Below are 25,795 nucleotides of genomic sequence, written 5' to 3'. Positions count from 1 at the left end.
GGCTTGTGGAGAATTTTGGGCCAATGCTGTTAAACACTAGCCTATGCACATTCGGCATAATGCCCGTGTGACGCCGTGTCTGCGGCGAGCGTGTGACCTAAATTGGTGCGTGTCCGGGAGGTCGTGATGAACCTTGAAAGTAAATGGCTTGAGGACTTTAGTGCTCTGGCTGCCACCCGCAGCTTCTCCCAGGCTGCCGAAAGACGCTTCGTGACGCAGCCGGCATTCAGTCGGCGGATCCGCAGCCTTGAAGCCGCGCTGGGACTGACCCTGGTCAATCGCTCGCGCACCCCGGTGGAGCTGACGGCGGCGGGGCAGTTGTTCCTGGTTACCGCGCGGACCGTGGTCGAACAACTCGGTGAAGTGTTGCGTCACCTGCATCATCTGGAAGGCGGGCAGGGCGAGGTGATGCAGGTCGCCGCCGCTCACTCTCTGGCGCTGGGGTTCTTCCCGCGCTGGATCGCGCAATTGCGTAATGAAGGCCTGAACATCGCAACGCGCTTGGTGGCGACCAACGTCGGCGACGCGGTGCATGCGCTGCGTGAAGGCGGTTGCGATCTGATGCTGGCGTTCTACGACCCGGATGCTGCACTGCAGATGGACCCGGAAATCTTCCCGTCACTGCACCTTGGAGCCACCGAAATGCTTCCTGTCTGCGCGGCGGACGCCGAGGGCAAGCCACTGTTCGACCTGGAAGGCGAAGGCAGTGTGCCGCTGCTCGCTTATAGCGCCGGGGCGTTTCTCGGGCGTTCGGTGAACATGCTGCTGCGCCAACGGGCGCTGCGCTTCACTACCATTTATGAAACAGCCATGGCCGACAGCCTTAAAAGTATGGCGCTTGAAGGGCTGGGCATCGCCTGGGTGCCGCAGCTCAGCGTGCGCGCCGAACTGGCGCGCGGTGAGCTGGTGGTCTGCGGCGGCCCGCAATGGCATGTGCCGCTGGAGATTCGTTTGTACCGCTGCGCGTTGGTGCGCAAGGCCAACGTACGATTACTGTGGCGCAAGCTTGAGGGCGGGGCGGCGGGCAATACCTGAGATGGACAAACAGCGAGTGGTTACGGAACGTCACCGAGGAACGACTTGATAAGTTCCCGATTACCGTCGCTATAGCGATAACAATTGGACAGCCCGGGAGTGACATCGCGCATGAAAGTTTCACACCACCATCCGTTGTATTGAACGTCGGAAAGTTCATGATTGGCAGTGAACATATGTCCCAGTTCATGGCCGACTATTTGTTTTCCGATCAGTGACGCAATACCGAACTGTTGGCCAGGGCTCGCGACGCCCAGAACCTCATTGTTGATCATTGCACTGTTGGTCAACAGTAAAAATTTTGTGGTCCTGTTGTGCGGGAGGTTCTGATCGTCGCGGTAGTTTCGGGCAAGCGTTTCCCATCCGCGATAAGAAGTTTCGCTGGCAGCCTGGTATGAATAATTTGTGTAGGGCGGCCTGTTCCTGATGAACTCCATCGACACGCGTCGACCTGAAATGGCTGTGATTTCCTTAACCCAATCCAGCAGATAACGTTGGAAAATCGAGTCAATGGCCGACTCGGGTATGTCGTCATGAATAAATGCAAAGACAAAAATCGGCTTTTTTTCTATAGAGGTAGTACTGAAGCCTTTGAATGTTACAGAAGCTTTTGAGTGGGTTGGAGGCCAGGGAGTATCGTTCAGTACTGTTGTTGCATGGCCCATCTGAGTTGTTAGAAAAATTATCAAGAAAAGCGTGAATCTGGTGAGTGTTGACATCGAGAATCTCGAACTTAATGCGTGGATCACCGCATCAGCGTGTTAAGTGTGATTAGTTGACGGAACCGTTTTTTCTGCGCCGACTGTTATTAATAATACTTGGCGCGTTATTTGTAATGGGTGGCTTTATTGCAGGAAATGTTTTATTGGAAAGGGGCGGTGAAAAATCGTGTTCAGATGCTTTGACTATAAAGTCAATAAAGGTGCCCGCCGTTGATAGAAACCAGTCGTATGACAGATGGTCACCGCAGGGGCTGTTTATCTGTGGCATTGAGGTATACTGCGCGGCCTTTGGCCGGTTCGTCCGGCCATAATTCGTACAATCAAGCCACGCATTTTGCGTGGTTTGTTGTTTTTTGACGCGCCTGCGGGCGCCCAGAGAGAAGAGGCACGACGATGAGTGCACTGGTTGGCGTGATCATGGGCTCCAAGTCCGATTGGTCCACCCTTAGCCACACCGCCGATATGCTGGAAAAGCTCGGCATCCCTTATGAGGTGAAAGTGGTCTCTGCCCACCGCACCCCGGACCTGCTCTTCCAGTACGCCGAAGAGGCTGAGGCGCGTGGCATCGAGGTGATCATCGCCGGTGCCGGCGGCGCAGCCCACTTGCCAGGCATGTGTGCGGCCAAGACCCACCTGCCGGTACTGGGCGTGCCGGTGCAGTCGTCGATGCTGTCGGGTGTCGATTCGCTGCTGTCTATCGTGCAGATGCCCGCAGGCATCCCGGTTGCTACCCTGGCCATCGGCAAGGCCGGTGCGATCAACGCAGCGCTGCTCTCGGCGAGTATCCTCGGCGCCAAGCACCCGCAGTTCCACACTGTGCTGAAAACTTTCCGTGCTGAGCAGACAGACAGCGTCCTGGACAATCCAGACCCACGCATCGCCTGAGGTTGTTGACGATGAAAATCGGTGTAATCGGTGGCGGCCAGTTGGGTCGCATGTTGGCGCTGGCGGGCACTCCGCTGGGCATGAACTTCGCTTTTCTGGACCCCGCGCCGGATGCTTGCGCAGCTGCGTTGGGCGAGCACCTGCGGGCCGATTACGGCGATCAGGACCACCTGCGTCAGCTGGCCGATGAAGTCGATCTGGTGACCTTCGAGTTCGAGAGCGTTCCGGCCGAAACCGTGGCCTTCCTGTCGCAATTCGTTCCGGTCTACCCAAGCGCCGAAGCCCTGCGCATCGCCCGTGATCGCTGGTTCGAAAAAAGCATGTTCAAGGACCTGGGGATTCCCACCCCGGCGTTCGCCGACATTCAATCGCAAGCCGATCTGGACGCTGCGATTGCTTCCATCGGTCTGCCGGCCGTGCTGAAAACCCGCACCCTGGGTTATGACGGCAAGGGCCAGAAAGTCCTGCGCAAGCCTGAAGACGTGGCCGGCACGTTCGCCGAACTGGGCAGCGTGGCCTGCCTGCTGGAAGGCTTCGTGCCGTTCACCGGTGAAGTCTCGTTGATCGCCGTGCGCGCTCGCGATGGTGAGACCCAGTTTTATCCGCTGGTTCACAACACCCACGACAGCGGCATCCTCAAGCTGTCCGTAGCCAGCACCGACCATCCGCTGCAAGCCTTGGCGCAGGACTATTCCAGCCGCGTGCTCAAGCAGCTGAATTACGTCGGCGTGATGGCGTTCGAGTTCTTCGAAGTCGACGGTGGCCTCAAGGCCAACGAGATTGCCCCGCGGGTCCACAACTCGGGTCACTGGACCACTGAAGGCGCCGAGTGCAGCCAGTTCGAAAACCACCTGCGGGCCGTTGCCGGTCTGCCACTGGGTTCGACGGCCAAGGTCGGTGAAAGCGCAATGCTCAACTTCATCGGTAAAGTGCCGGACACCGAGAAAGTCCTGGCCATTGCCGATTGCCATCTGCATCACTATGGCAAGGCGTTCAAGGTCGGTCGCAAGGTCGGTCACGCCAATCTGCGCTGCGCCGACAGGGCCACGCTGGAGCAGCAGATCCTCAAGGTCGAAGCGCTCATCGCCGAATAGTTTCATGTGGCAGCGGCGGAACCATTCAGGTGCCGCCGCTCTCTCATGGCAGGATGCCAAAGTCTGACTAGGCTTGGACGTAGCACTTAATCAGAGGGAAATGCCATGGGAATTATTGGAACCATCTTTATCGGCTTGATCGTCGGCCTGCTGGCTAGGTTCCTGAAACCGGGCGATGACAACATGGGCTGGATCATGACCATCTTGCTCGGTATCGGCGGTTCGCTGGCGGCCACTTACGGCGGCCAGGCTCTGGGCATCTACCACGCGGGCGAAGGCGCAGGCTTCATCGGTGCGCTGGTCGGCGCGGTGGTGTTGCTGGTGGTCTACGGCTTGATCAAAAGAAACTGATTCAAAGCGACAAAGCCCCCTCTGCGCCGCACGCAGAGAGGGCTAGAATGCTCGGCGTTGCATCGTCCTCTCCTTTGCCGAGCACCTCCATGCGCCGTCTTCTGTTCACGCTCCTTTTACTGGGTACGGGCCTTGCCCACGCCGGCGAACTGCCGGAAACCGACTGGCTCGAATTGATGCCCAAGTCGGACCAGAAAGCCCTCGAAGCCATGCCCGAAATCGACCACAACTCCCCCGAAGCCAATGGCACCTTTAATCAAAAGGGTGGCATGAAGCAGAGCAAGGGCTTACCGGCGGTGATGTATTCGACCAAAACCGTGCCGTCGATGAACGACAAGAACATCCGCATAGGTGGTTATCCGGTGCCGCTGGAGTCCGACGCCAAGGGCCGCAGCACGCTGTTCTTCCTCGTGCCGTATCCGGGCGCCTGCATCCACGTGCCGCCGCCACCGCCTAATCAACTGGTGTTGGTGCGTTATCCGAAAGGCTTGAAGCTGAATGACATCTATACACCGCTGTGGGTGACCGGCACGCTGAAAGTCGAGAAGGTCAACAACGACCTGGCTGACGCGGCGTATGCGCTGGATGCGGCGAAGGTGCGGGTGGTGCAGGAGTCGGATTTGTAGAAAATCTCAACTGTGGGAGCAAGCTTGCTCCCACAATGTTCTATGGTGTTGCTTATAAAGGTGCGCTGCCAATGCTCACGCCCAGCGTATGGCTGGCACCCGGCGCTAGCGTCACCACATCGTCCATCACATTCGCCGTTTCGATGCACAGCATCCGCTGCCAGCCATCGTCCGCCATGTCACTGAACGCCGCAGCGCGATCAATCCACGGGTTCCAGATCACCGCCGAGCGTGAACCGCTGCTGGTCAGCTCGATGCGCCGTTCCCAGGCCGGATCGACAATGCTCAGCTTTGCCGGGGTATTGAGGTAGATGCGATCAGTCTCGCCGGCAAAACGCAGATCGCCGGTCTGAGTGACGGTCTTCCAGTCGTCCAGCGTCTCGATATAACTCAAGCCATCCAGCCCTTCGATATGCACATTGCGCACATCGCTGACCGCGAAATAACTGTGCAGCGCCTGGCTGATGGTGACGTTGTCAGTGCCTTGGTTGTGGCTGGTCAGGCTGATGTGAAGTTGCTCATCCAGACGAATGCTCAGCTTCAAATCCACCTGATGTGGCCAACCTGGCAAACCGCCCTCAGGGTAGGGCAGAACAAACTCCACCTTCAGGCTTTCGCCCTCGGTTTCAATGCCGCCCAGTTCCCAGTCCATCGCCCGCACCAGCCCGTGGGCGGTCGGCGGTTCGTTGCTGACACGCATCGCTTGAACACTTTGCGGGTTGCGCGGCAAGTTACCGAACCACGGCCAGCACACCGGAACCCCGGCGCGGATGCTCTTGCCAGTCTTGAACACGGCCTCGTCGTTGAGCCAGATCAGCGGCGGTTGACCGGCCAATTGATAACTGAGGATGTGCGCGCCTTGCTGGGCGACCAGCAATTCGGCCTGACCGTGACGGATGCGCCAGCAGTTCAGTTCATCCAGTTTCACGGCTTCAACGTTGGGCGTGCTCATGGGGCAACTCTCGATCAGGAACAATGACTGCAATGGACCGCTGAAAGGTCGCAGTGTTTAACGAGCTCGTGACGGAACCGAACGGGTGCGGCCGCTGCCATCGATGGCGACGAACACAAACACGGCTTCGGTCACTTTACGCCACTCGCTGGACAGCGGATCGTCACTCCAGACTTCGACCATCATCTGAATCGAGCTGCGGCCGATTTCCAGCGCCTGGGTATAGAAGGAGAGCTGGGCGCCCACCGCTACCGGAACCAGAAACGCCATGCGGTCAATCGCAACGGTGGCCACGCGACCACCCGCGACTTTGCTGGCCATTGCGGTGCCGGCCAAATCCATCTGCGACACCAGCCAACCGCCGAAAATATCGCCAAAGCCGTTGGTTTCGCGGGGGAGCGCGGTAATTTGCAGGGCAAGGTCGCCTTGCGGGATTGGATCTTCTTGTTCGAGCTCTATCATGCCGGGGGGGCCTCTGACCCGTGACTCTTCATAGTGTTGCGGGTGAATAGCCGTCTTGGAAAAACGATTCAGCCCCGAACATACTACGTTCGTCACGTTTTTCGTAAGGCGCCTAAAGGGAAACTCTGCGAAATCGGCTGACAGGTGCCAACGACGTTTTCGCACAGCAACCCCTTACAAGCAGGTGCAGGATTGCGAGTATATCGATCGGTAGACTCCGAGACGACCGTCCGGTTCTCATTTAGACCGTCAATTACGCGCCTCTATGTGCTTTTTCGAACAATTTGCTATCGTGCCGGACCTGCCCAAGCCTCCGCCAGCGTTGTTGGGGTTGCAGATCCGACTATAAGAGAAGCCTTGCCATGACCACCGCGCCCTCGAGCATTGCGCAGCCCACTCAGTCCGCACGTCCGCTGACCCGCAACGACTACAAGACTTTATCGCTGTCCGCCCTGGGCGGCGCGCTGGAGTTTTACGACTTCATCATTTTCGTGTTCTTCGCCACGGTGGTGGGCAAGCTGTTCTTCCCGGCCGACATGCCTGAGTGGCTGCGGTTGATGCAGACTTTCGGGATCTTTGCCGCCGGCTACCTGGCGCGGCCACTGGGCGGCATCGTCATGGCACACTTCGGCGACCTGCTGGGACGCAAGAAGATGTTCACCCTGAGCATTTTCATGATGGCGGTGCCGACCCTGATCATGGGGTTGCTGCCGACTTATGCGCAGATCGGCATGTGGGCGCCGATCCTGTTGCTGGTGATGCGGGTGATTCAGGGCGCGGCGATTGGCGGTGAAGTGCCGGGCGCGTGGGTATTCGTTTCCGAACACGTACCGCAGCGTCATATCGGCTACGCCTGCGGCACCCTGACCAGCGGTCTGACGGCTGGCATCCTGCTGGGGTCGCTGGTCGCCACCGCGATCAACAGCATTTACACCCCGGTGGAAGTGTCGGATTACGCCTGGCGGATTCCGTTCCTGCTGGGCGGCGTGTTCGGCCTGTTCTCGGTTTACCTGCGCCGCTGGTTGCACGAGACGCCGGTGTTTGCCGAGCTGCAACTGCGCAAGGCCCTGGCTGAAGAAGTGCCGCTGCGCGCCGTGTTGCGTGACCATCGTGGGGCGATCCTGATTTCCATGCTGCTGACCTGGCTGCTGTCCGCCGGCATCATCGTGGTCATTCTGATGACCCCGACCGTGCTGCAGACCGTCTACCACTTCTCGCCAACCACCGCGTTGCAGGCAAACAGCCTGGCGATCGTGTTTCTGAGCGTGGGCTGCGTCGCCTCCGGTGCACTGGCTGACCGCTTTGGTGCTGGTCGCATCATTGTATTCGGCAGTGCGCTGCTGCTGATCAGCTCGTGGACCTTCTATCACAGCCTGTTCAACCACCCTGACTGGCTGTTCCCGATGTACGCCTTGACCGGCTTCCTGGTCGGCACCATCGGTGCAGTGCCTTACGTGATGGTCAAAGCCTTCCCGGCAGTGGTGCGCTTCAGCGGTCTGTCGTTCTCCTACAACCTGGCTTACGCCATCTTCGGCGGCCTGACCCCGATGGTCGTCACTTTGCTGCTCAAGGAAAGCCCAATGGGGCCGGCCTATTACGTGGCGATCATTTGCGGTGTCGGGATTCTGGTGGGTGGGTATCTCTGGAAGAAGGGCCGATAACGCTAAACCGCCAGTAGTTAAGGCTTTCGCCAGTGCGAAAGCCTTACTCCACACTCGCCCGCCGGTAAACGTGCTTCATGCTCAAGCATATGGTCCAGAGCATCCGCAGCGTGCTTCGGTTGAATAACCTGATGCTCCACCATCAAATCGAGTAACCAGAGTGCGCCATGCACTTGTAACCCATCCCTCTGCGCTTGACGCCTTAACTTGCCATCCCCGGTGAGCAACGGCCGGCCTGTCTCTTGGGCGAGCAGGTAGCACGACACATCGGCTAATGAGCTGTTGTTGTGCTCTATTTTGAGATTGAACAGCCTGGTAACCCCCGGTTCGTCGAAGGATTCACAATCAATCCCCGACCGAGTAATTCGTCATGGGGGAAATCTTCGAGCTCATGCAGCACAAAATCTGTGCAGCAAAGAGTGAATGGCAGATTGAACATCTGCTCCAGCAGTCCTGCATTTCTGAAATCGATCCAGATATTCGTATCGCTGATGTAGATCAGACTCATGCACTCTCCAGTGAGCCCAGAAAATTGGGGTCAAGAGCGCTCACTGGTTTGCGTAGAAGTTCGGCTGCACGGGATTTGGTGATCAACCCTTCCGCTAGCCCCCAGAACACCAGCGATTCAAAACGTTGCGGTGGTTTGCATGGCAAGGGTTCAGGTTCGGCCTTGCGCCAGCCGTTCGCGCTGAATTGGATGGTCAGGGATTTATATCCACTATCGCTAAGGAGATTCAGATCCTTGAGGCGCCTCAATGCTGCATGCATCGAAATCCCGTATTGGCGCTTGGCGATGAGCAACTCGCGGGGATGGACGCGTGAGCGAGGGTGGCTACCGAAGTCACTGGTGACACCTTTAGCCGGGTAGAGGAACGCACCGGCGAAGCGATGGCAGCAGTTTTCCTTATCACGCTCGGGCATGTCGTCGGGTAATTGCATGACCCAATGGCCGAGTTCATGGGCCGCGGTAAAGCGTATGCGTTCGCCTGGGCGCTCTGCGTTCAGGGCGATCAAGACGTGGCGACCGTCACCGGTAGCTGCGCAGGCCCCTTCGAAGTCAGCCGGCCCCATGAGCATCGCGACCTTGATGCTGTGCTCTTCCAGTTGCTCGGTCAGGTTGGAAATTGGATCGCTACCAATTCCCCAATATTCGCGTAGTGCCTCGGCAGCGTGTTCAGCTTCCTCGATAGAGGAGACCGGCAGCATTTGCGCAGGGGTGGCCGGAGTCTGGATGTCTACCGGGTCAAAGCATTCTTCCAGAGCAATGTAACGCTCAAGGTGTTCACGAATCTGTTCTTCGACTTGAACCTGGCGATACTTGGGCATCTTGGCAAGTTTACGAAACTCCAGCGGCGCAAGCGGCATGGCATCCGCACGGAAGAAGTATTCAGGATTGACCTGCAGCACCTTGGCCATTTGGAGCAGGCGCGCCGAGTTCGGGGTACTTAACCCTTTCTCGTATTTGCTCAGGCCTTGCTTGGTGATGTCGCCAAGCTGGAGCGCCAAGGCTTCCAGAGACATGCCTCGCAGAAGGCGAGCGCGGCGGATTCGGTCGTTGATCATGGGTTCCCCTCGTGGTTGACAAGGCTATATTTTTGTTTTGATTTGTCAACCCTGCTTCTGTATCTCGGCGCTTCTGTACTTCGAATGCTGGCCTTTCATCTAATTGTCATATTTCAGCCATAGAGTGTTCACACGGCCTGCTGATACTTGGCCCCGACTTAACACACCTATCTGCTAGGAGTAAGGCATGAAACTGAAGCGTTTGATGGCGGCAATGACTTTTGTCGCTGCTGGCGTTGCGACTGCCAACGCGGTTGCCGCTGTTGACCCTGCTATCCCGAGCTACACCAAGACCACTGGTGTGTCGGGCAACCTGTCCAGCGTCGGCTCCGATACCCTGGCCAACCTCATGACCCTGTGGGCTGAGAACTACAAAAAAGAATACCCGAACGTAAATATCCAGATCCAGGCCGCCGGTTCGTCGACCGCGCCACCTGCGCTGACTGAAGGCACCGCTAACCTGGGCCCGATGAGCCGCAAGATGAAGGACAACGAGCTGCAGGCCTTCGAAACCAAATATGGTTACAAGCCAACCGCTATCCCGGTTGCCGTGGATGCCCTGGCAGTGTTTGTGCACAAAGACAACCCGATCCAGCACATGACCATGGAACAAGTCGACGCGATCTTCTCGTCCACTCGTCTGTGCGGCGCTAAAACCGACGTGAAAACCTGGGGCGACCTGGGTGTGACCGGCGACCTGGCGAACAAGCCGGTTCAACTGTTCGGTCGTAACTCGGTATCGGGCACCTATGGCTACTTCAAAGAAGAAGCCTTGTGCAAAGGCGACTACAAGCCAAACGTCAACGAACAACCAGGTTCGGCTTCGGTCGTGCAGTCGATCAGCTCCTCGCTGAACGGCGTTGGTTACTCGGGCATCGGCTACAAAACCGCTAGCGTGAAGACGGTAGCTCTGGCCAAGAAAGGCAGCACCGAGTTCGTCGAAGACACCGAAGAAAACGCCCTGAACGGTAAGTACCCGCTGTCGCGTTTCCTCTACGTTTACGTCAACAAAGCCCCGAACAAGCCTCTGGCCCCGCTGGAAGCCGAGTTCGTGAAGCTGATTCTGTCCAAACAGGGTCAGGAAGTTGTAGTGAAAGACGGCTACATCCCACTGCCGGCCAAGGTTGCTGCAAAAGCACTGGCTGACCTGGGTCTGCAAGAAGGCGGCAACGTCGTAAAGAAGTAAAACCTTGAGTCCGGGATGATTTCCGGGCTCCAGTGGGAGCGGGTACGCCCGCTCCTACACCCCCAAATTTTTGATCCACTGCCAGTTCCCACTGGCGGCGGATTTGTTGCGTCACTGCATTGTCATCTTTCTGTCATACAGGACCGCTAGGGTGTGCGCATGAATGATCTGGCCAATTCCACCATGACTACTAATCCTCCCAAGCGAATTGATTTCAATACGCCTGAGCTGCAACGCAAGCGCCGCATCCGCGCGCTCAAAGATCGCCTGACCCGCTGGTACGTCCTCGTGGGCGGCCTTGCCGTTCTCGGCGCGATCACGCTGATCTTCTTCTTCCTCGCCTACATCGTCTTCCCTCTGTTCCAGGGTGCCGACCTGACGACCAAGGACGCCATCACGCCGGCCTGGATGCAAGACGCCGGCAAGCCGTTGATGATCTCACTGGAAGAACAGAACCAGGTCGCCATGCGCGTTTCCGACAAGGGGCAGGCGCTGTTCTTCGACATCGACAGTGGCGCCGAACTCAAGCGCGTCGATCTGCCGGTTCCGGCGGGTGCCAGCGTCACGTCCATCGGCGAAGACCAGCCCGGCCATCCATTGGTCGCGGTGGGTTTCTCCAACGGTCAGGCTTTGGTGTTCCGTCACACCTATAAAGTCAGCTACCCGGATGGCAAGAAGACGATCACGCCAGCCATCGAGTACCCGTACGGCGAAACCCCGATAGCGCTGAACGAGGCGGGCGGTGCGCTGGAGCATGTCAGCCTCAACGCCACCGACACCACGCTGATGCTCGTCGGCTCGACCGGTGCGCAACTCAATGTGCTGTCGCTGACCAGCGAAGAAAACATGATGACCGGCGAAGTCACCAACGAGCAGAAGCGCATCGATCTGCCGCAGATGACCGAGCCGGTGAAAAATATCTTCGTCGACCCGCGCCAGCAATGGCTATACGTGATTAACGGTCGTGCCCAGGCCGATGTGTTCAGCCTGCGCGACAAGAGCCTCAACGGTCGCTACAAACTGCTTGAAGACGGCGAAACGCAAATTACCGCCAGTACTCAATTGGTAGGCGGTATCTCGCTTATCCTCGGCGATTCCAAGGGTGGTCTGGCCCAGTGGTTCATGGCCCGCGACCCGGATGGTGAACAGCGCCTGAAGCAGATCCGTACCTTCCAGATGGGCACCGCACCGATCGTTGAAATCACCGCCGAAGAACGTCGCAAAGGCTTCATCGCCCTTGACGCTGAAGGCAAGCTCGGCGTGTTCCACAGCACCGCTCACCGCACCTTGCTGGTGGATCAGGTGGTCGATGGCCAAGGCCTTTTCGGTATGTCGCCACGGGCCAACCGCATCATTGTGGAGCAGGGCGGCAAGCTGCAACCGCTGCTTCTCGACAACCCGCACCCGGAAGTTTCCTGGAGCGCGTTGTGGAGCAAGGTCTGGTACGAGAACTACGACGAGCCTAAGTACGTCTGGCAATCGACCGCCGCCAACACCGACTTCGAACCGAAGTTGAGCCTGTCGCCACTGACCTTCGGCACCCTGAAGGCCGCGTTCTACGCCATGCTGCTGGCCGCACCGCTGGCCGTCGCTGCTGCAATTTACACCGCATACTTCATGGCCCCGGGCATGCGCCGCAAGGTCAAACCGGTGATCGAATTGATGGAAGCGATGCCGACGGTGATCCTCGGTTTCTTCGCCGGCCTGTTTCTCGCGCCGTATGTGGAAGGGCATTTGCCGGGGATCTTCAGCCTGCTGATGCTCCTGCCGATCGGCATTCTGGTGGCCGGTTTCGTCTTCAGCCGCCTGCCTGAGTCCATCCGCCTGAAAGTGCCGGACGGCTGGGAAAGCGCGATTCTGATTCCGGTGATTCTGTTCGTGGGCTGGCTCTCGCTGTACATGAGCCCGTACATGGAAACCTGGTTCTTCGGCGGCGACATGCGCATGTGGATCTCCCACGACCTGGGCATCACCTACGACCAGCGCAACGCACTGGTGGTCGGTCTGGCCATGGGCTTCGCGGTGATCCCGAACATCTACTCCATCGCCGAAGACGCCGTGTTCAGCGTGCCTCGAGGATTGACCCTCGGTTCTCTGGCCCTCGGTGCCACGCCGTGGCAGACCATGACGCGGGTGGTGATCCTCACCGCCAGCCCGGGCATCTTCTCGGCACTGATGATCGGCATGGGCCGTGCGGTCGGTGAAACCATGATCGTGCTGATGGCCACCGGTAACACCCCGGTCATGGAAATGAACCTGTTCGAAGGTCTGCGAACGCTGGCCGCTAACGTTGCAGTGGAAATGCCCGAATCGGAAGTCGGCGGCAGCCACTACCGCGTGCTGTTCCTCTCGGCGCTGGTGCTGCTGCTGTTCACCTTCGTCATGAACACCCTCGCGGAGCTGATTCGTCAGCGTCTGCGCAAGAAATACTCGTCGCTTTAAGAAAGGTAGAAGTCTGTGAAACAGAACTCCCTGAACGGATGGTTCAAGAGCGGCGCCCCCGGCGTCTGGATCAGCGGCGGCGCGGTGTCCATCGCGGTCATCATGACCATTGGCTTGCTGGCGGTGATTGCCGTGCGCGGTCTGGGTCATTTTTGGCCGGCGGACTTGATTCACGCCAGCTACGACGTGCCGGGCCAGGCCAATCACCTGGTCATCGGCGAGATCGTGCAGAAAGAAGAAGTGCCGCGCGAGCGCCTGAAAAGCGCTGGCCTGCCGGTGCCTGATCAGGGCCCGGAGTTCATGACTCGCGAGCTGATCAAGGTCGGCAACCGTGACTTGAACGGCAACGACTTCACCTGGATCGTCGGCGAGTGGCTGACTAACCAGAAGACCCCGCCTGAGTTGATGGCCATTGAGCGTCGCGAGTGGGGCAACTTCTACGGCTACCTGGTCAACGTCAAGCAGGATGGCAAGGTCATCGCTGAAGGCGAGGCCGCGTGGCCTGAGTTGCAGGCCCGTGTCGATCGTGTCAACAAACTCGCGGCACAGCTCAAGAGCCTGGAAAAAACCGACATCGGTGCGATCAACGCGGGTCTTGAACGCGTCCGTCTGCACGGCCGCAAACTGGAACTGGCTGGCCAACTCGATGCCACCGCACAAGCGGACATGGAATCCGAGCGCGCCGAACTCAACGCTCGTTATCAAGACATCGAAGTCCGCCTGAACGACCTGCACGCCCAGTTCAATCGCGACAGCCTGACGGCCCGCGATGCAAACGGCAAAGAGATTGAAATCGGCATCGGCAAGGTGGTTCACGCTTATCAGCCGAACGCGATGGGCACCTTCACCAAGATCGGTTTCTACTTCAGCAAGATGTGGGAATTCCTCAGCGACGACCCGCGTGAAGCGAACACCGAAGGCGGGATCTTCCCGGCGATTTTCGGCACTGTGATGATGACCCTGATCATGGCGATGGTCGTGACGCCGTTCGGCGTGCTGGCGGCGGTCTACCTGCGTGAGTATGCGAAACAGAACACCATGACTCGTCTGATCCGCATCGCGGTGAACAACCTGGCGGGCGTTCCGGCTATCGTCTACGGCGTGTTCGGTCTGGGCTTCTTCGTCTACGTACTCGGCGGTTCGGTCGACCGGTTGTTCTTCCCGGAAGCGCTGCCGGCACCGACCTTCGGTACGCCGGGTCTGCTCTGGGCGTCCCTGACCCTGGCTTTGCTGGCGGTGCCGGTGGTGATCGTGGCCACCGAAGAAGGCCTGGCGCGGATTCCTCGCACCGTGCGTGAAGGCTCGTTGGCCCTCGGCGCCACCAAGGCTGAAACCTTGTGGAAGATCGTGCTGCCAATGGCCAGCCCGGCGATGATGACCGGCATGATCCTCGCCGTGGCTCGCGCCGCCGGTGAAGTGGCGCCGCTGATGCTGGTGGGTGTGGTGAAACTGGCACCGTCGCTGCCACTGGACGGTAACTACCCGTACCTTCACCTGGATCAGAAGATCATGCACTTGGGCTTCCACATCTATGACGTCGGCTTCCAGAGCCCGAACGTCGAGGCCGCGCGGCCGCTGGTGTACGCCACGGCGCTGCTGCTGGTGCTGGTGATCGCTACGCTCAACCTGTCAGCCGTATACATCCGGAACCACCTGCGCGAGAAGTACAAAGCGCTGGACAGCTGATTACCGCTGCTCCCTGTAGGAGCCAGGCTTGCCGGCGAAGGCGATTTCAAGGACGCCTTCGCGGGCAAGCCTCGCTCCTACAGAGTGGCAACACCGCTGGCCCATTTTTGTGAGGCCAGCGGCCAACCGAACCGAATTTGTTAGCACAGGGAGCCTCCCATGCAGCACGAACCACATACCCACGGCATCAACATGTCGGCCTTGGGCCGCGATAAACAGAGCTTGAGCCTCGAGCAGGAAACCGTCGCCATCGAAGTACCAGGCCTGAACCTGTTCTACGGCGACAAACAAGCGCTGTACGACGTCAGCCTGAACATCCCGAAACAGCGCGTGACCGCCTTCATCGGCCCGTCCGGCTGCGGTAAGTCCACGCTGCTGCGTACGTTCAACCGCATGAACGACCTGGTGGATGACTGCCGTGTCGAAGGCGCGATCAACCTCTACGGCAACAACATCTACCGTAAGGGCGAAGACGTGGCCGAGCTGCGTCGTCGCGTTGGCATGGTGTTCCAGAAGCCAAATCCGTTCCCGAAAACCATCTACGAGAACGTGGTCTACGGCCTGCGCATTCAAGGCATCAACAAGAAGCGCATCCTCGACGAAGCCGTCGAGTGGGCGTTGAAAGGCGCTGCGCTGTGGGACGAAGTCAAAGACCGTCTGCATGAATCGGCACTCGGTCTGTCCGGTGGTCAGCAACAACGTCTGGTGATCGCTCGCACCATCGCCGTGGAGCCAGAAGTGCTGCTGCTCGACGAACCGTGCTCGGCACTCGACCCGATCTCCACGCTGAAAGTCGAAGAGCTGATCTACGAACTGAAATCGAAGTTCACCATCGTCATCGTGACCCACAACATGCAACAGGCCGCGCGGGTTTCCGACTACACGGCGTTCATGTACATGGGCAAACTGGTGGAATTCGGCGACACCGATACCCTGTTCACCAATCCGGCGAAGAAGCAGACCGAAGACTACATCACTGGTCGCTACGGCTAGGAAGCTGTTGTTGCTCACTGAACTGACGCTGCGGTCCACCGCACCTTACCGGACGCTCCAAGGACGCCAACATGATTAGTAAAGAAGGCCTTACTCACCACATTTCCGCGCAGTTCAACGCCGAGCTCGAGGAAGTGCGCAGCCACCTCCTGGCCATGGGCGGGCTGGTGGAAAAGCAGGTCAACGACGCGGTGACCGCGCTTATCGAGGCCGACTCCGGTCTGGCCCAGCAGGTTCGCGAGATCGACGACCAGATCAACCAGATGGAACGCAACATCGACGAAGAGTGCCTGCGCATTCTGGCCCGTCGACAGCCTGCGGCGTCGGACCTGCGTCTGATCATCAGCATCTCCAAGTCGGTGATCGACCTGGAACGCATTGGCGATGAAGCGACCAAAATCGCCCGTCGCGCCATCCAGCTGTGCGAAGAAGGCGAAGCCCCACGCGGCTACGTCGAGGTTCGCCATATTGGCGACCAGGTCCGTAACATGGTTCGCGATGCGCTGGACGCCTTTGCCCGCTTCGACGCCGACCTGGCGTTGTCGGTGGCGCAGTACGACAAGATCATCGACCGTGAATACAAAACCGCGCTGCGCGAACTGGCCACCTACATGATGGAAGACCCGCGCTCTATCTCGCGGGTCTTGAGCATTATCTGGGTGCTGCGTTCGCTGGAACGGATCGGCGACCACGCGCGCAATATCTCGGAGTTGGTGATTTACCTGGTGCGCGGCACCGACGTGCGTCACTTGGGTCTCAAGCGCATGAAAGAAGAAGTTGAAGGCACAAGTGGCGAAACCGCTAATGTTCCGGGTAAAGCTGACGATAAGTAAGATTGCCTGAGAAAAGCGCCCGGCCTTCTGGCCGGGCGTTTTTGTTTTTGGTAATGAATTCGAAAGCAGCACCCGCGAACGAAAAGTCCCGGCGTGACTGAAGGTTTTTGGCAATGTGCCATCAGCAAAGCGGTATGCTTGCCGGGATTTTTTAAAGGGGTGATGGATGAGTAAGGTCAGTGTGTTGGTCGTGGACGACGCGTCGTTCATTCGTGACCTGGTGAAGAAGTGTTTGCGCAACTACTTCCCGGGGATCCGGATCGAAGACGCGGTCAACGGCAAGAAGGCTCAGGCGATTCTGGCGCGTGAAGCGTTCGACCTGGTGCTGTGCGACTGGGAAATGCCGGAAATGTCCGGGCTGGAACTGCTGACCTGGTGCCGCGAGCAGGACAACCTCAAGACCATGCCGTTCGTGATGGTGACCAGCCGGGGCGATAAAGAGAACGTGGTCCAGGCGATCCAGGCCGGGGTTTCCGGCTACGTCAGCAAGCCGTTCACCAACGAGCAACTACTGACCAAGGTCAAGCAGGCCCTGAACAAGGTCGGCAAGCTCGACACCTTGATGAACAGCGCGCCGACCAAAATGAACTCGGCGTTCGGCAACGATTCCCTGAGCGCCTTGACGGGTGGCAAGGCTGCCGTGATCGCACCCGCAGCGGCGCCGGTCAACCCGTTCGCCAAACCTGTGGCCGCCGCGTCAGCCCCGGCGGCTGCTCCGTCTCGCGGTCTGCTCAACAGCCCGCCGATCAAGCCTCCAGCGTCCTCTGCAGCACCCACTGGCGGTCGTGGCCAGGGCCAACTGCGCCTGCCGAACGGCATTCAGCAATGTGTGATCAAGGCCTTGAGTCTCAAGGAAGCACTGCTGGTGGTGAAGCGCACCGATACGCTGCCGCAAGTGCTCGACAGCGCCGTGCTCGACCTGGAGCAGGGCGATAACGCCGAAACCGCCCGCTTGAACGGCTACCTGCACGCCATCGTCGCCCACGAGCAGAAGCCCGACAGCGAGTGGCTGCAACTGACCTTCCGCTTCGTCGATCAGGATGCGCAGAAGCTCGACTACATCTCCCGCCTGATTGCCCGTGGCACGGCGCAGAAGCATTTCGTGCCCGGCGCGTAATTTGTACCGCTGATCGTTCCCACGCGCTGCGTGGGAACGATCATTTGAAACATCTGCCGACTACCCGGGTCCATTGCAGCTGCTAGGCTCCTACCCAGGCCTTACTCGACAGAATCTTGCCCATGCTCGCGCGCCTGCTGTTTTTCTGTGGTCTTTTTATGGCATCCACCTCAGCGACGGCCATGACGATCTACAAGTCCACCGACGCCAATGGCGTGGTCTCCTACAGCGACCGCCCCACGACAGGCTCCAAGGTGTTCGTTTTTCGTGATCGCATGGTCGAGAATCTTGAGCGTCAGGTGTACGTCGTCATTACGAAAAAGAAGGGCGTGGACAGCGTTTACGTGCGCAATGACCTGTATGCACCGGTAGAGATCGAATTGAGCTTCGGCGGGCTGAAAAACGTCAGCGGTGCGCCGAGCCGACCGATTCGTCGGGTGATGCCGGCACGCAGCAGTATTCGTCTGGCGCTGCTCACGGCCACGCACCCCGAAAGAGCGCTCGCGTATACCCCAAAGTTCGAGTATTCCCTGGGCGACCCCTCAGGGTCCGCCATGGCCTATCGATACCCGTTGCCCTGGCGCGGCGGACCGTTTCGGCTGAGTCAGGGGGTTAATGGTCAGTACAGCCACTTCGGTCCAAAGAACCGCTACGCGATGGACATCGCCATGCCCGAAGGCACGCCGATCATCGCGGCGCGAGGCGGGGTGGTGGTGAAAACCGAAAATGCTCAGACCGGACGCGGCACCGATCCGTCGGGCAATTTCGTGCGGGTGCTGCACAATGACGGGACCATGGGCGTGTACCTGCACCTCAAGCAAGGTTCGGTGAGCGTTCGCGAGGGGCAACGGGTGTCGGTGGGCACCGCGTTGGCGCTGTCGGGCAACACCGGCAACAGCAGTGGGCCGCACCTGCATTTTGTGGTGCAGCGCAATACCGGGTTGGGGCTGGTGTCGATTCCGTACCAGTTCAATCAACCGGTAGGCGCGTTGCCCAACTTTGCGTTGGGCAAGCAGTGAGTCAAAGGTTGATGCTCAATCGAGCATCAACACCTTGGCCAGAATAATTTTCGGCCCTTTCATCTTCTTGATGATGATCCGCAAGCCTTCGACTTCCAGCACTTCCTCCTCCTCCGGCACCCGTTTCAGGGTTTCGTAGACCAGCCCGGCGAGGGTTTCGGCTTCGATGTGGTCCAGGTCGATGCCCAGCAGGCGTTCGACCTTGAACAGCGGCGTATCCCCACGCACCAGCAGCTTGCCCGGCTGGTACGCGAGGATCCCGCGTTCAGCCTTGCGGTGTTCGTCCTGAATATCGCCGACCAGCACTTCCAGCACGTCTTCCATGGTCAGGTAGCCGATGATGTTGCCATCAGCTTCTTCAACCAGGGCGAAGTGCGAGCCGCCCTTGCGAAACTGTTCCAGCAGATGCGACAGCGGCATGTGACGAGAGACGCGCTCCAGCGGACGGGTCAGTTCGGCGAGGTTGAACGACTCGGGAATGTGGTCCAGGGCCGCCAGTTCCAACAGCAAATCCTTGATGTGCAGCAGGCCGACAAACTCCTGACTATCGCTGTCGTACACCGGATAACGGCTGAATTTGTGGCGACGGAACATCGCCAGGATTTCCTTCAGCGGCGCATTGAACTCCAGCGTCACCAGGTCTTCCCGGGAGTTCGCCCAGTCGACCACTTCCAACTCGCCCATTTCCACCGCCGAGGCCAATACGCGCATGCCTTGGTCGCTAGGGTCCTGGCCACGGCTGGAGTGCAGGATCAGTTTCAGTTCTTCACGGCTGTAATGGTGTTCGTGATGAGGGCCGGGTTCACCTTGGCCGGCGATCCGCAGAATCGTGTTGGCACTGGCATTGAGCAGGTAAATGGCCGGGTACATCGCCCAGTAGAACAGGTACAGCGGCACGGCCGTCCAGAGCGACAGCAACTCGGGTTTGCGGATGGCCCAGGATTTCGGGGCCAACTCGCCGATCACAATGTGCAGGTACGAAATGATGAAGAACGCCGTGAAGAACGACACGCCTTTGACCACTTCGGCCGACTGCACGCCAACGGCTTCAAGCAGCGGTTCGAGGATGTGCGCGAACGCCGGTTCACCGACCCAGCCAAGGCCCAGGGAGGCGAGGGTGATGCCCAATTGGCAGGCCGACAGGTAAGCATCGAGCTGACTGTGAACGGTGCGCAGGATGTGTCCGCGCCAGCCGTTTTTTTCAGCGATGGCTTCGACCCGGGTCGAGCGCAATTTGACCATGGCAAATTCCGCCGCAACGAAAAAGCCGTTGAGCAATACCAGGATCAGAGCAAAAAGAATCATGCCGAAATCGGCGAAGAGTGTCGCGAGGGTCAAGCCAGGGGAAGGGTCCATGATGGAGTTTTGCGGGTTCCGTGTATTCGAAAGGAAAGAAAAAAGTGCGCCTGAAGGGCAGGCACAAGTCAGCCAATGTAGCGGCTGACCGGGCGATTGCCTAGGGGCGAGTGCTGGCCGGTATCAGTCGGTGGCGCTGATGACTCGGGATTTTGTGACTTGGGCTGGCGGAAAGTGGCAGGTGAAGGTGCTGCCGTGGCCCGGCAAACTGCTGATTTCCATTCGCGCGCGGTGGCGCAGCAGCACGTGTTTGACGATCGCCAGCCCGAGCCCCGTGCCACCGGTGTTGGAGTTGCGGCTGGAATCGACACGGTAGAAGCGTTCGGTCAGGCGGGGCAGGTGTTTGCTGTCGATGCCGATGCCGGAGTCCTGCACGCTCAGGTGTGCACCTTGCTCATCACCCCACCAGCGAATGCGGATGTTGCCTTCGGCCGGTGTGTATTTCACCGCGTTGAACACCAGATTGGAAAATGCGCTGCGCAATTCGGCTTCGCTGCCCTTGAGCAGAATCGTCGGGTCGGCTTCCAGCATGATCGTCTGGTTACGCTGACCGGACAGCTGCTGAGCGTCGCTCTTGATCGATTGCAGCAAACCGTCGATGGCCACCGGCTGGTTGTCCGACGGGTAATCGGTGGCTTCCAGTTTGGCCAACAGCAGTAAATCGTTGAGCAAGGTTTGCATGCGTCCGCCTTGCTGTTGCATCTGCTGCAAGGCACGGGTCCAGCGCGGGTTCACTTCCTCGACGTTGTCGAGCAGGGTTTCCAGATAACCGCAGATCACTGTCAACGGCGTGCGCAGTTCATGGGAGACGTTGGCGATGAAGTCCTTGCGCATCTGTTCCAGCTGATGGATACGCGTCACGTCGCGTACCAGCATTAAATGTTCGTTGTTGCCGTAGCGGGTGATGTACAGCTGAATGCGCAGGCGATCATTGGTCGGCGACGGGATTTCCAGCGGCTCGGCGTAGCTGTTCTGCTCGAAGTATTCTTTGAAGCTCGGATGGCGTACGAGGTTGGTCACCGGCTGGCCGCTGTCTTGCGGCGTCTTGAGGCCGAGCAGGGTTTCGGCGGCGCGGTTCCACCATTCCAGGTTGCCGTCGCTGTCGAGCATGATCACCGCGTCTTTCAGCGCGGCGGTGGATTCCTGGACCCGGTCGATCACCGCTTGCAGACGCCCGCGCACCCGTTGGTCGCGGCGTTGCAGGTGGTAGATGCTGTCGAACACTTCACCCCACAGGCCATAGCCATCGGGCGGTGCTTCATCGGATTTGTGCAGGCGCAGCCACTCGTGCAGACGCAGCAGTTGCTTGAGCGTCCAGGCCAGGTAAAGGCCCAGGCCCGCGGCGAGGCTCCAGCCGTAGTAGCCGGAAATCAGGCCGATCACCAGGCAGGTGGTGACCAGCAACAGCATGTGGCGAATCAGGATGCCATGCCAGTTTTGGTTCACGGAAAATATGCGTCCTTGTCAGCGAGTCTGGCGGTCAGCTCAGGCCTTGGTGGAAAACCGGTAGCCGGTGCCGCGCACGGTTTGTACCAGATTTTCGTAGGCGTCGCCGAGGGCTTTGCGCAGGCGACGGATGTGCACGTCGACGGTGCGCTCTTCGACATAGACGTTGCCGCCCCAGACCTGATCCAGCAACTGGCCACGGGTGTAGGCGCGCTCCTGGTGGGTCATGAAGAACTGCAGCAGGCGGTATTCGGTCGGACCCATCTCGGCGGGTTTGCCGTCGATGGTCACACGGTGGCTGATCGGGTCCAGCAGCAGGCCACCGACTTCGATCGGCGTCTCGCCATCGGTAGGGCCGGCGCGGCGCAGCACGGCCTTTAGGCGCGCCACCAGCTCTCGTGGGGAAAAAGGCTTGGTGATGTAGTCATCGGCGCCGACTTCCAGGCCCTGGATCTTGTTGTCCTCTTCGCCTTTGGCGGTGAGCATGATGATCGGGATGTCCCCGGTCAGCTCATCGCGCTTGAGGCGCCGGGCCAGCTCGATGCCGGACGTGCCGGGCAGCATCCAGTCGAGCAGGATCAGGTCCGGCTTGCGGTCAACGATGATGGCGTGGGCCTGCTGGGAGTTCTCAGCCTCCAGGCAGTCATAGCCGGCCATTTCCAACGCAACGGCGATCATCTCGCGAATGGGCGCTTCGTCGTCGACGATCAGAATGCTCCTGCCAACCATGCCTTTAATCCTCTTGTCATTTAACTGTCTTGCGCCGCATTAGATAACGGAATTATTGCAGTCGTGTGACAGTATTTTAGTCGCCCTGCGATTGTTGTGATCCTGAACTAAGCTCTAATTCCGAATCCTGACAACCACAAAAGGAAGGTTTCCATGAAGCAATACTCGCAATCCATCAAGGCTCTGATGCTGACCGCGGCCCTGGCGTTGCCATCGATGGCCTTCGCGGCTGAGCCAGCAATGATGAAAGACGGAATGATGGTCGATCATAAGGGTATGACGGTGTACACGTTCGACAAGGATGCTGGCGGCAAGTCAATGTGTAACGATGATTGTGCCAAGAACTGGCCGCCAATGATGGCTCCGGCGGGTGCAAAGGCCGAAGGCAAGTGGAGCGTTATCAAGCGCGATGACGGCACGAGTCAATATGCCTACGACGGTAAACCGCTTTACACGTTCGTGAGTGACAAAAAACCCGGTGACATGGTAGGCGACAAAATGAAGGACGTCTGGCACGTCATCACCAATACCGGACCGAAGAAGTAAGCGAGTCCAGAAACCACAAACCTGCCCCCATGCCGGGAGCAGGTTTGATTCAACGCAACCCGTAATCCAGCACAATCCCGACAAAAATCGCCAACCCGGCCCAGTGGTTGTGCAAAAAAGCCTTGAAGCAACGCATCCGGTCCTTGCCGCGGGTGTACCAGAACTCCCACGCAAAACAGCCCGCTGCCGCCAGCAATCCCAAGTGGAACCAGCCGCCGAGCTCAAATTTCGACCCGGCCAACAGCAAGCAACCCAACGCCAACCCTTGCAGCGTCAGGATGATCACCCGGTCCGCTTCGCCAAACAGAATCGCCGTGGATTTAACGCCGATTCTCAGATCGTCGTCGCGGTCGGTCATGGCGTAATAGGTGTCGTAGCCCACCGTCCACAGCAGGTTGGCGATCCACAGCAGCCAGGCGGCCGCTGGCAGTTCACCAGTCTCGGCGGTGAATGCCATCGGCATGCCCCAAGAGAACGCCGCGCCCAGCACCACTTGCGGGTAATAGGTGTAGCGCTTCATGAACGGGTAAGTGAAGGCCAGAGCCAAACCACCGAACGACAGCCAGACCGTCGTGGCATTGGTGCACAGCACCAGCAAAAAGCTCACGCCCATCAGCAGCGCGAAGAACACCAGGGCTTCTTTGGAACTGATCTTGCCGCTCACTAATGGCCGCTGTTCAGTGCGCTTCACGTGGCCGTCGACTTTGCGGTCCGCCCAGTCATTGATTACGCAGCCGCCGGCACGGGTCAGCACCACGCCAAGGACGAAAATGACGATGTTGGCCAATGATGGCGAGCCTTTACCGGCAATCCACAATGCCCACAGGGTTGGCCACAGCAGCAGATAAATGCCGATCGGCTTGTCCATGCGGGTCAGCTGAACGAAATCCCAGGCCCGTGGATTCAAGCGATTCAGGGACTTGAGCAGGCTCTGGTACATCAGCAATTCTCCGGATGGGCGCGGGTAGCGTTCCACAGGGTCGGCAAGAAAATTTCGGCCACCAGCACGCTCAAGGCGCCGCGGTCGAAACGCGAGCGCCGGCCCCAGAGTTCAGGTGCCCGAGACTCCATCGGCAGCCACTGTTGAGGATAGTGACAAACCTCGATAGCACGGCGCTGAAACGCTTGATCACAAAACAGCAATTCGCCCAGAGAGCGGCTGCCCAATTCGTCCATGTGCAAACCGTCGCCCTGCAACGCGCTGCGCGCCGCCACACTGCGTGCAAACACCCAGGCCTCGCAGTGGCCGCGCAGATACACCTCGCGAACCCAGCCCTCGCTGCCTTCGGCCAGATCCAGTGCGGCACATTCGTCGGCGCGCAGGGGCTGCCAGCCTTCGAAGAGTGGCGTGACGCTGAAGCCGTCATTCGACAAACGGATCAGCCGTCGGGTCAGAGAGCCTTCGTCGAACAGCCAGTCGAGGGTGGACGTGTCGGGGAGGGGCGTCAGTTGGCTTTCAGGGAGCCAGAGCGGGGTCATGGTGGGGGATTTTGAGTGCGGCACAGTGAGTCATTATTGGCAGCAAATGAGGTGGCGAGCTTACCATGTCAGCCGGCGATTTTGATTGATCCGGCCAGCCGTCGCGTCGAACAGGCTTGCATCTGCCGGGCCCGATCAGTACAAAACGCCCCTGAGCCGGACGGCAGCGCTCCAACCATTGACCGTTCGCGCCGGCAAAAGCCTGAATTCTGAGGATGTATGTGAATGAAAAAGTGGCAATGTGTGGTCTGCGGCCTGATTTATAACGAAGCCGACGGCTGGCCGGATGACGGCATTTCGCCGGGCACCCTGTGGCAGGACGTGCCGGAAGACTGGCTGTGCCCGGACTGCGGCGTGGGCAAGATGGATTTCGAAATGATTGAAATCAACTAAGACATTTAGAGGAGTAGGGAATGAACGCACCTGTCGTGATCGTCGGCACCGGGCTGGCTGGCTACAACCTGGCCCGGGAGTTTCGCAAACTCGATGGCGAAACCCCGCTGCTGCTGATTACTGCCGATGACGGACGCTCCTACTCCAAGCCGATGCTTTCCACTGGTTTTGGCAAGAACAAAGACGCCGATGGCCTGAGCATGGCCGAACCGGGCGCCATGGCCGAGCAATTGAAGGCCGAGGTGCGCACGCACACACGCATCAGCGGCATTGACCCGGGCCACAAGCGCTTGTGGATCGGTGAGGAATCGGTGATTTACCGTGACCTGATCCTCGCTTGGGGCGCGGAAACCGTGCGGGTGCCGATCGAAGGCGATGCGACTGACGCCGTTTTCCCGATCAACGACCTGGAAGATTACGCACGCTTTCGCGCAGCGGCGGCCGGCAAACGTCGGGTGTTGTTGCTCGGCGCCGGTCTGATCGGCTGCGAGTTCGCCAACGACCTGATCCTCGGCGGCTACGAGGTGCAACTGGTTGCACCGTGCGAGCAAGTCATGCCGACCTTGCTGCACCCGGCGGCGGCCGCTGCGGTCCAGGCCGGGCTGGAAAGCCTCGGCGCACGCTTCCACCTCGGGCCGGTGCTCAATCGCTTGCAGCGCGTGGCTGGCGGCCTGGAAGCGCATCTCTCTGACGGTCAGGTGATTCCTTGTGACGTGGTTGTTTCGGCCATTGGTCTGCGTCCGCGCATCGACCTGGCGGCCGCTGCCGGTGTGCAGGTCAATCGCGGGGTGGTGGTCGATCGTCACCTGAAAACCTCCCACGCCAACATCTACGCTCTGGGCGACTGCGGCGAGGTCGATGGGCTGAATCTGTTGTACGTGATGCCCCTCATGAGCTGTGCGAGAGCGCTGGCTCAGACCCTCGCCGGAAACCCGACGGCGGTGAGTTATGGCCCGATGCCCATCACCGTGAAAACCCCGGTTTGCCCATTGGTGGTTTCACCACCGCCACGGGGTTTCGAAGGCGTCTGGACGGTCGAAGGGCAGGGCGCGGACATCAAGGTATTGTGCCGCGATGCCAGCGGCAAACTGCTGGGATATGCCCTGACAGGCGCGGCGGTGATGGAAAAACTGGCCCTGAACAAAGAGCTTCCGGCACTGCTGGCGTAAATACCGGTCGTTCTGTCGGAATCACCCCTCTTTTGCCACTACAAAGGTCG

Annotated in this window: 26 protein-coding genes; 16 read left to right on the top strand and 10 right to left on the bottom strand. The window is 59.1% G+C overall.

Translation table 11 applies throughout. The features are described 5' to 3' along the window. The first annotated feature begins 126 nt into the window (after positions 1-126). The gene (locus QK293_RS06630; protein WP_282376342.1) at positions 127-1,035 is read left to right on the top strand and encodes a LysR substrate-binding domain-containing protein; all 909 of its coding nucleotides are present in this window, start codon (positions 127-129) and stop codon (positions 1,033-1,035) included. A gap of 20 nt (positions 1,036-1,055) precedes the next feature. Here QK293_RS06630 and QK293_RS06625 read toward each other — a convergent pair whose 3' ends face one another. Beyond that, entirely contained in the window at positions 1,056-1,754 is a 699-nt protein-coding gene (locus tag QK293_RS06625) for a hypothetical protein (RefSeq protein ID WP_282376341.1), read from the bottom strand. A 396-nt stretch (positions 1,755-2,150) separates the two neighbouring features. Here QK293_RS06625 and purE point away from each other — a divergent pair, with 396 nt between their 5' ends. From purE to QK293_RS06605, 4 genes are all read left to right on the top strand, one after another. Beyond that, positions 2,151-2,642 carry a 5-(carboxyamino)imidazole ribonucleotide mutase gene (gene purE, locus QK293_RS06620; protein WP_282376340.1) on the top strand — a complete coding sequence of 164 codons (492 nt, stop codon included), beginning with the start codon at positions 2,151-2,153 and terminating at the stop codon, positions 2,640-2,642. Between the two features lie 11 nt (positions 2,643-2,653). Next, on the top strand, positions 2,654-3,736 hold the full coding sequence (locus QK293_RS06615; RefSeq protein WP_282376339.1) for a 5-(carboxyamino)imidazole ribonucleotide synthase: 1,083 nt from the start codon (positions 2,654-2,656) through the stop codon (positions 3,734-3,736). A gap of 105 nt (positions 3,737-3,841) precedes the next feature. Next, positions 3,842-4,087 carry a GlsB/YeaQ/YmgE family stress response membrane protein gene (locus QK293_RS06610; RefSeq protein ID WP_282376338.1) on the top strand — a complete coding sequence of 82 codons (246 nt, stop codon included), beginning with the start codon at positions 3,842-3,844 and terminating at the stop codon, positions 4,085-4,087. 89 nt (positions 4,088-4,176) lie between these two features. After that, on the top strand, positions 4,177-4,713 hold the full coding sequence (locus tag QK293_RS06605; RefSeq protein ID WP_282376337.1) for a DUF3299 domain-containing protein: 537 nt from the start codon (positions 4,177-4,179) through the stop codon (positions 4,711-4,713). A gap of 52 nt (positions 4,714-4,765) precedes the next feature. On the opposite strand, the gene QK293_RS06600 is transcribed toward QK293_RS06605, so the two are convergent. Both QK293_RS06600 and QK293_RS06595 read right to left on the bottom strand, forming a co-directional pair. After that, positions 4,766-5,665 (bottom strand): D-hexose-6-phosphate mutarotase, encoded by a 900-nt coding sequence (locus QK293_RS06600; RefSeq protein WP_282376336.1) that lies wholly within the window; start codon positions 5,663-5,665, stop codon positions 4,766-4,768. A gap of 57 nt (positions 5,666-5,722) precedes the next feature. Further along, positions 5,723-6,127 (bottom strand): acyl-CoA thioesterase, encoded by a 405-nt coding sequence (locus QK293_RS06595; RefSeq protein ID WP_010566936.1) that lies wholly within the window; start codon positions 6,125-6,127, stop codon positions 5,723-5,725. Positions 6,128-6,489: 362 nt separating this feature from the next. Between QK293_RS06595 and QK293_RS06590 the strand changes: the two genes are divergently transcribed. After that, on the top strand, positions 6,490-7,788 hold the full coding sequence (locus tag QK293_RS06590) for an MFS transporter (protein WP_282376335.1): 1,299 nt from the start codon (positions 6,490-6,492) through the stop codon (positions 7,786-7,788). Between the two features lie 292 nt (positions 7,789-8,080). Here the strand turns inward: QK293_RS06590 and QK293_RS06585 are convergent, their stop codons facing one another. Together QK293_RS06585 and QK293_RS06580 are read right to left on the bottom strand one after the other, a co-directional pair. Then, complete coding sequence (locus tag QK293_RS06585) at positions 8,081-8,296, bottom strand: hypothetical protein (RefSeq protein WP_282376334.1); 216 nt, start codon at positions 8,294-8,296, stop codon at positions 8,081-8,083. Then, positions 8,293-9,351 carry an XRE family transcriptional regulator gene (locus QK293_RS06580; RefSeq protein WP_282376333.1) on the bottom strand — a complete coding sequence of 353 codons (1,059 nt, stop codon included), beginning with the start codon at positions 9,349-9,351 and terminating at the stop codon, positions 8,293-8,295. The genes QK293_RS06585 and QK293_RS06580 overlap by 4 nt, the downstream gene beginning before the upstream one ends. Positions 9,352-9,538: 187 nt before the next feature. Between QK293_RS06580 and QK293_RS06575 the strand changes: the two genes are divergently transcribed. From QK293_RS06575 to QK293_RS06545, 7 genes are all read left to right on the top strand, one after another. Further along, entirely contained in the window at positions 9,539-10,537 is a 999-nt protein-coding gene (locus tag QK293_RS06575; RefSeq protein WP_131062509.1) for a phosphate ABC transporter substrate-binding protein PstS, read from the top strand. Between the two features lie 408 nt (positions 10,538-10,945). Next, positions 10,946-12,979, top strand: a complete 2,034-nt coding sequence (locus tag QK293_RS06570; RefSeq protein WP_282376374.1) for an ABC transporter permease subunit — start codon at positions 10,946-10,948, stop codon at positions 12,977-12,979. A 15-nt stretch (positions 12,980-12,994) separates the two neighbouring features. After that, a complete protein-coding gene (pstA, locus tag QK293_RS06565) occupies positions 12,995-14,665 on the top strand; it encodes a phosphate ABC transporter permease PstA (protein WP_282376330.1) in 1,671 nt (556 codons plus the stop codon). Between the two features lie 159 nt (positions 14,666-14,824). Continuing rightward, positions 14,825-15,658 carry a phosphate ABC transporter ATP-binding protein PstB gene (pstB, locus tag QK293_RS06560; protein ID WP_282376328.1) on the top strand — a complete coding sequence of 278 codons (834 nt, stop codon included), beginning with the start codon at positions 14,825-14,827 and terminating at the stop codon, positions 15,656-15,658. 71 nt (positions 15,659-15,729) lie between these two features. After that, positions 15,730-16,491, top strand: coding sequence for a phosphate signaling complex protein PhoU (gene phoU / locus QK293_RS06555; RefSeq protein WP_008150055.1), 762 nt, complete (start codon positions 15,730-15,732; stop codon positions 16,489-16,491). 166 nt (positions 16,492-16,657) lie between these two features. Then, positions 16,658-17,608 (top strand): response regulator, encoded by a 951-nt coding sequence (locus QK293_RS06550; protein ID WP_282376324.1) that lies wholly within the window; start codon positions 16,658-16,660, stop codon positions 17,606-17,608. A 122-nt stretch (positions 17,609-17,730) separates the two neighbouring features. Further along, positions 17,731-18,627 carry a peptidoglycan DD-metalloendopeptidase family protein gene (locus QK293_RS06545; protein WP_282376322.1) on the top strand — a complete coding sequence of 299 codons (897 nt, stop codon included), beginning with the start codon at positions 17,731-17,733 and terminating at the stop codon, positions 18,625-18,627. 15 nt (positions 18,628-18,642) lie between these two features. On the opposite strand, the gene QK293_RS06540 is transcribed toward QK293_RS06545, so the two are convergent. The 3 genes from QK293_RS06540 to phoB form a co-directional block, all read right to left on the bottom strand. Beyond that, complete coding sequence (locus QK293_RS06540; protein ID WP_282376320.1) at positions 18,643-19,983, bottom strand: hemolysin family protein; 1,341 nt, start codon at positions 19,981-19,983, stop codon at positions 18,643-18,645. 123 nt (positions 19,984-20,106) lie between these two features. After that, the gene (gene phoR, locus QK293_RS06535) at positions 20,107-21,393 is read right to left on the bottom strand and encodes a phosphate regulon sensor histidine kinase PhoR (RefSeq protein ID WP_282376372.1); all 1,287 of its coding nucleotides are present in this window, start codon (positions 21,391-21,393) and stop codon (positions 20,107-20,109) included. Between the two features lie 75 nt (positions 21,394-21,468). After that, the gene (gene phoB, locus QK293_RS06530; RefSeq protein WP_008150066.1) at positions 21,469-22,158 is read right to left on the bottom strand and encodes a phosphate regulon transcriptional regulator PhoB; all 690 of its coding nucleotides are present in this window, start codon (positions 22,156-22,158) and stop codon (positions 21,469-21,471) included. A 153-nt stretch (positions 22,159-22,311) separates the two neighbouring features. Here phoB and QK293_RS06525 point away from each other — a divergent pair, with 153 nt between their 5' ends. After that, positions 22,312-22,704, top strand: coding sequence for a hypothetical protein (locus tag QK293_RS06525; protein WP_282376318.1), 393 nt, complete (start codon positions 22,312-22,314; stop codon positions 22,702-22,704). Positions 22,705-22,753: 49 nt separating this feature from the next. Here QK293_RS06525 and ubiA read toward each other — a convergent pair whose 3' ends face one another. After that, positions 22,754-23,644, bottom strand: coding sequence for a 4-hydroxybenzoate octaprenyltransferase (gene ubiA, locus QK293_RS06520; RefSeq protein ID WP_282376316.1), 891 nt, complete (start codon positions 23,642-23,644; stop codon positions 22,754-22,756). Then, positions 23,644-24,207 (bottom strand): chorismate lyase, encoded by a 564-nt coding sequence (locus tag QK293_RS06515; RefSeq protein WP_282376314.1) that lies wholly within the window; start codon positions 24,205-24,207, stop codon positions 23,644-23,646. The genes ubiA and QK293_RS06515 overlap by 1 nt, the downstream gene beginning before the upstream one ends. 201 nt (positions 24,208-24,408) lie before the next feature. Between QK293_RS06515 and QK293_RS06510 the strand changes: the two genes are divergently transcribed. Both QK293_RS06510 and QK293_RS06505 read left to right on the top strand, forming a co-directional pair. Next, complete coding sequence (locus QK293_RS06510) at positions 24,409-24,576, top strand: rubredoxin (RefSeq protein ID WP_282376312.1); 168 nt, start codon at positions 24,409-24,411, stop codon at positions 24,574-24,576. A 20-nt stretch (positions 24,577-24,596) separates the two neighbouring features. Next, entirely contained in the window at positions 24,597-25,745 is a 1,149-nt protein-coding gene (locus QK293_RS06505; protein WP_282376310.1) for an FAD-dependent oxidoreductase, read from the top strand. Positions 25,746-25,795 lie beyond the last annotated feature (50 nt).

Source organism: Pseudomonas sp. AL03 (assembly GCF_029960815.1).
Lineage (GTDB): Bacteria > Pseudomonadota > Gammaproteobacteria > Pseudomonadales > Pseudomonadaceae > Aquipseudomonas.
Note: the sequence above shows the minus strand (reverse complement) of the source record. Positions and strands in the feature narration are given on the sequence as shown.

Coding starts and splice junctions, on each gene's coding strand:
- QK293_RS06630 (WP_282376342.1), top strand. CDS start 127: ATGAACCTTGAAAGTAAATGGCTTGAGGACTTTAGTGCTCTGGCTGCC.
- QK293_RS06625 (WP_282376341.1), bottom strand. CDS start 1,754: ATGTCAACACTCACCAGATTCACGCTTTTCTTGATAATTTTTCTAACA.
- purE (WP_282376340.1), top strand. CDS start 2,151: ATGAGTGCACTGGTTGGCGTGATCATGGGCTCCAAGTCCGATTGGTCC.
- QK293_RS06615 (WP_282376339.1), top strand. CDS start 2,654: ATGAAAATCGGTGTAATCGGTGGCGGCCAGTTGGGTCGCATGTTGGCG.
- QK293_RS06610 (WP_282376338.1), top strand. CDS start 3,842: ATGGGAATTATTGGAACCATCTTTATCGGCTTGATCGTCGGCCTGCTG.
- QK293_RS06605 (WP_282376337.1), top strand. CDS start 4,177: ATGCGCCGTCTTCTGTTCACGCTCCTTTTACTGGGTACGGGCCTTGCC.
- QK293_RS06600 (WP_282376336.1), bottom strand. CDS start 5,665: ATGAGCACGCCCAACGTTGAAGCCGTGAAACTGGATGAACTGAACTGC.
- QK293_RS06595 (WP_010566936.1), bottom strand. CDS start 6,127: ATGATAGAGCTCGAACAAGAAGATCCAATCCCGCAAGGCGACCTTGCC.
- QK293_RS06590 (WP_282376335.1), top strand. CDS start 6,490: ATGACCACCGCGCCCTCGAGCATTGCGCAGCCCACTCAGTCCGCACGT.
- QK293_RS06585 (WP_282376334.1), bottom strand. CDS start 8,296: ATGAGTCTGATCTACATCAGCGATACGAATATCTGGATCGATTTCAGA.
- QK293_RS06580 (WP_282376333.1), bottom strand. CDS start 9,351: ATGATCAACGACCGAATCCGCCGCGCTCGCCTTCTGCGAGGCATGTCT.
- QK293_RS06575 (WP_131062509.1), top strand. CDS start 9,539: ATGAAACTGAAGCGTTTGATGGCGGCAATGACTTTTGTCGCTGCTGGC.
- QK293_RS06570 (WP_282376374.1), top strand. CDS start 10,946: ATGCAAGACGCCGGCAAGCCGTTGATGATCTCACTGGAAGAACAGAAC.
- pstB (WP_282376328.1), top strand. CDS start 14,825: ATGCAGCACGAACCACATACCCACGGCATCAACATGTCGGCCTTGGGC.
- phoU (WP_008150055.1), top strand. CDS start 15,730: ATGATTAGTAAAGAAGGCCTTACTCACCACATTTCCGCGCAGTTCAAC.
- QK293_RS06550 (WP_282376324.1), top strand. CDS start 16,658: ATGAGTAAGGTCAGTGTGTTGGTCGTGGACGACGCGTCGTTCATTCGT.
- QK293_RS06545 (WP_282376322.1), top strand. CDS start 17,731: ATGCTCGCGCGCCTGCTGTTTTTCTGTGGTCTTTTTATGGCATCCACC.
- QK293_RS06540 (WP_282376320.1), bottom strand. CDS start 19,983: ATGGACCCTTCCCCTGGCTTGACCCTCGCGACACTCTTCGCCGATTTC.
- phoR (WP_282376372.1), bottom strand. CDS start 21,393: ATGCTGTTGCTGGTCACCACCTGCCTGGTGATCGGCCTGATTTCCGGC.
- phoB (WP_008150066.1), bottom strand. CDS start 22,158: ATGGTTGGCAGGAGCATTCTGATCGTCGACGACGAAGCGCCCATTCGC.
- QK293_RS06525 (WP_282376318.1), top strand. CDS start 22,312: ATGAAGCAATACTCGCAATCCATCAAGGCTCTGATGCTGACCGCGGCC.
- ubiA (WP_282376316.1), bottom strand. CDS start 23,644: ATGTACCAGAGCCTGCTCAAGTCCCTGAATCGCTTGAATCCACGGGCC.
- QK293_RS06510 (WP_282376312.1), top strand. CDS start 24,409: ATGAAAAAGTGGCAATGTGTGGTCTGCGGCCTGATTTATAACGAAGCC.
- QK293_RS06505 (WP_282376310.1), top strand. CDS start 24,597: ATGAACGCACCTGTCGTGATCGTCGGCACCGGGCTGGCTGGCTACAAC.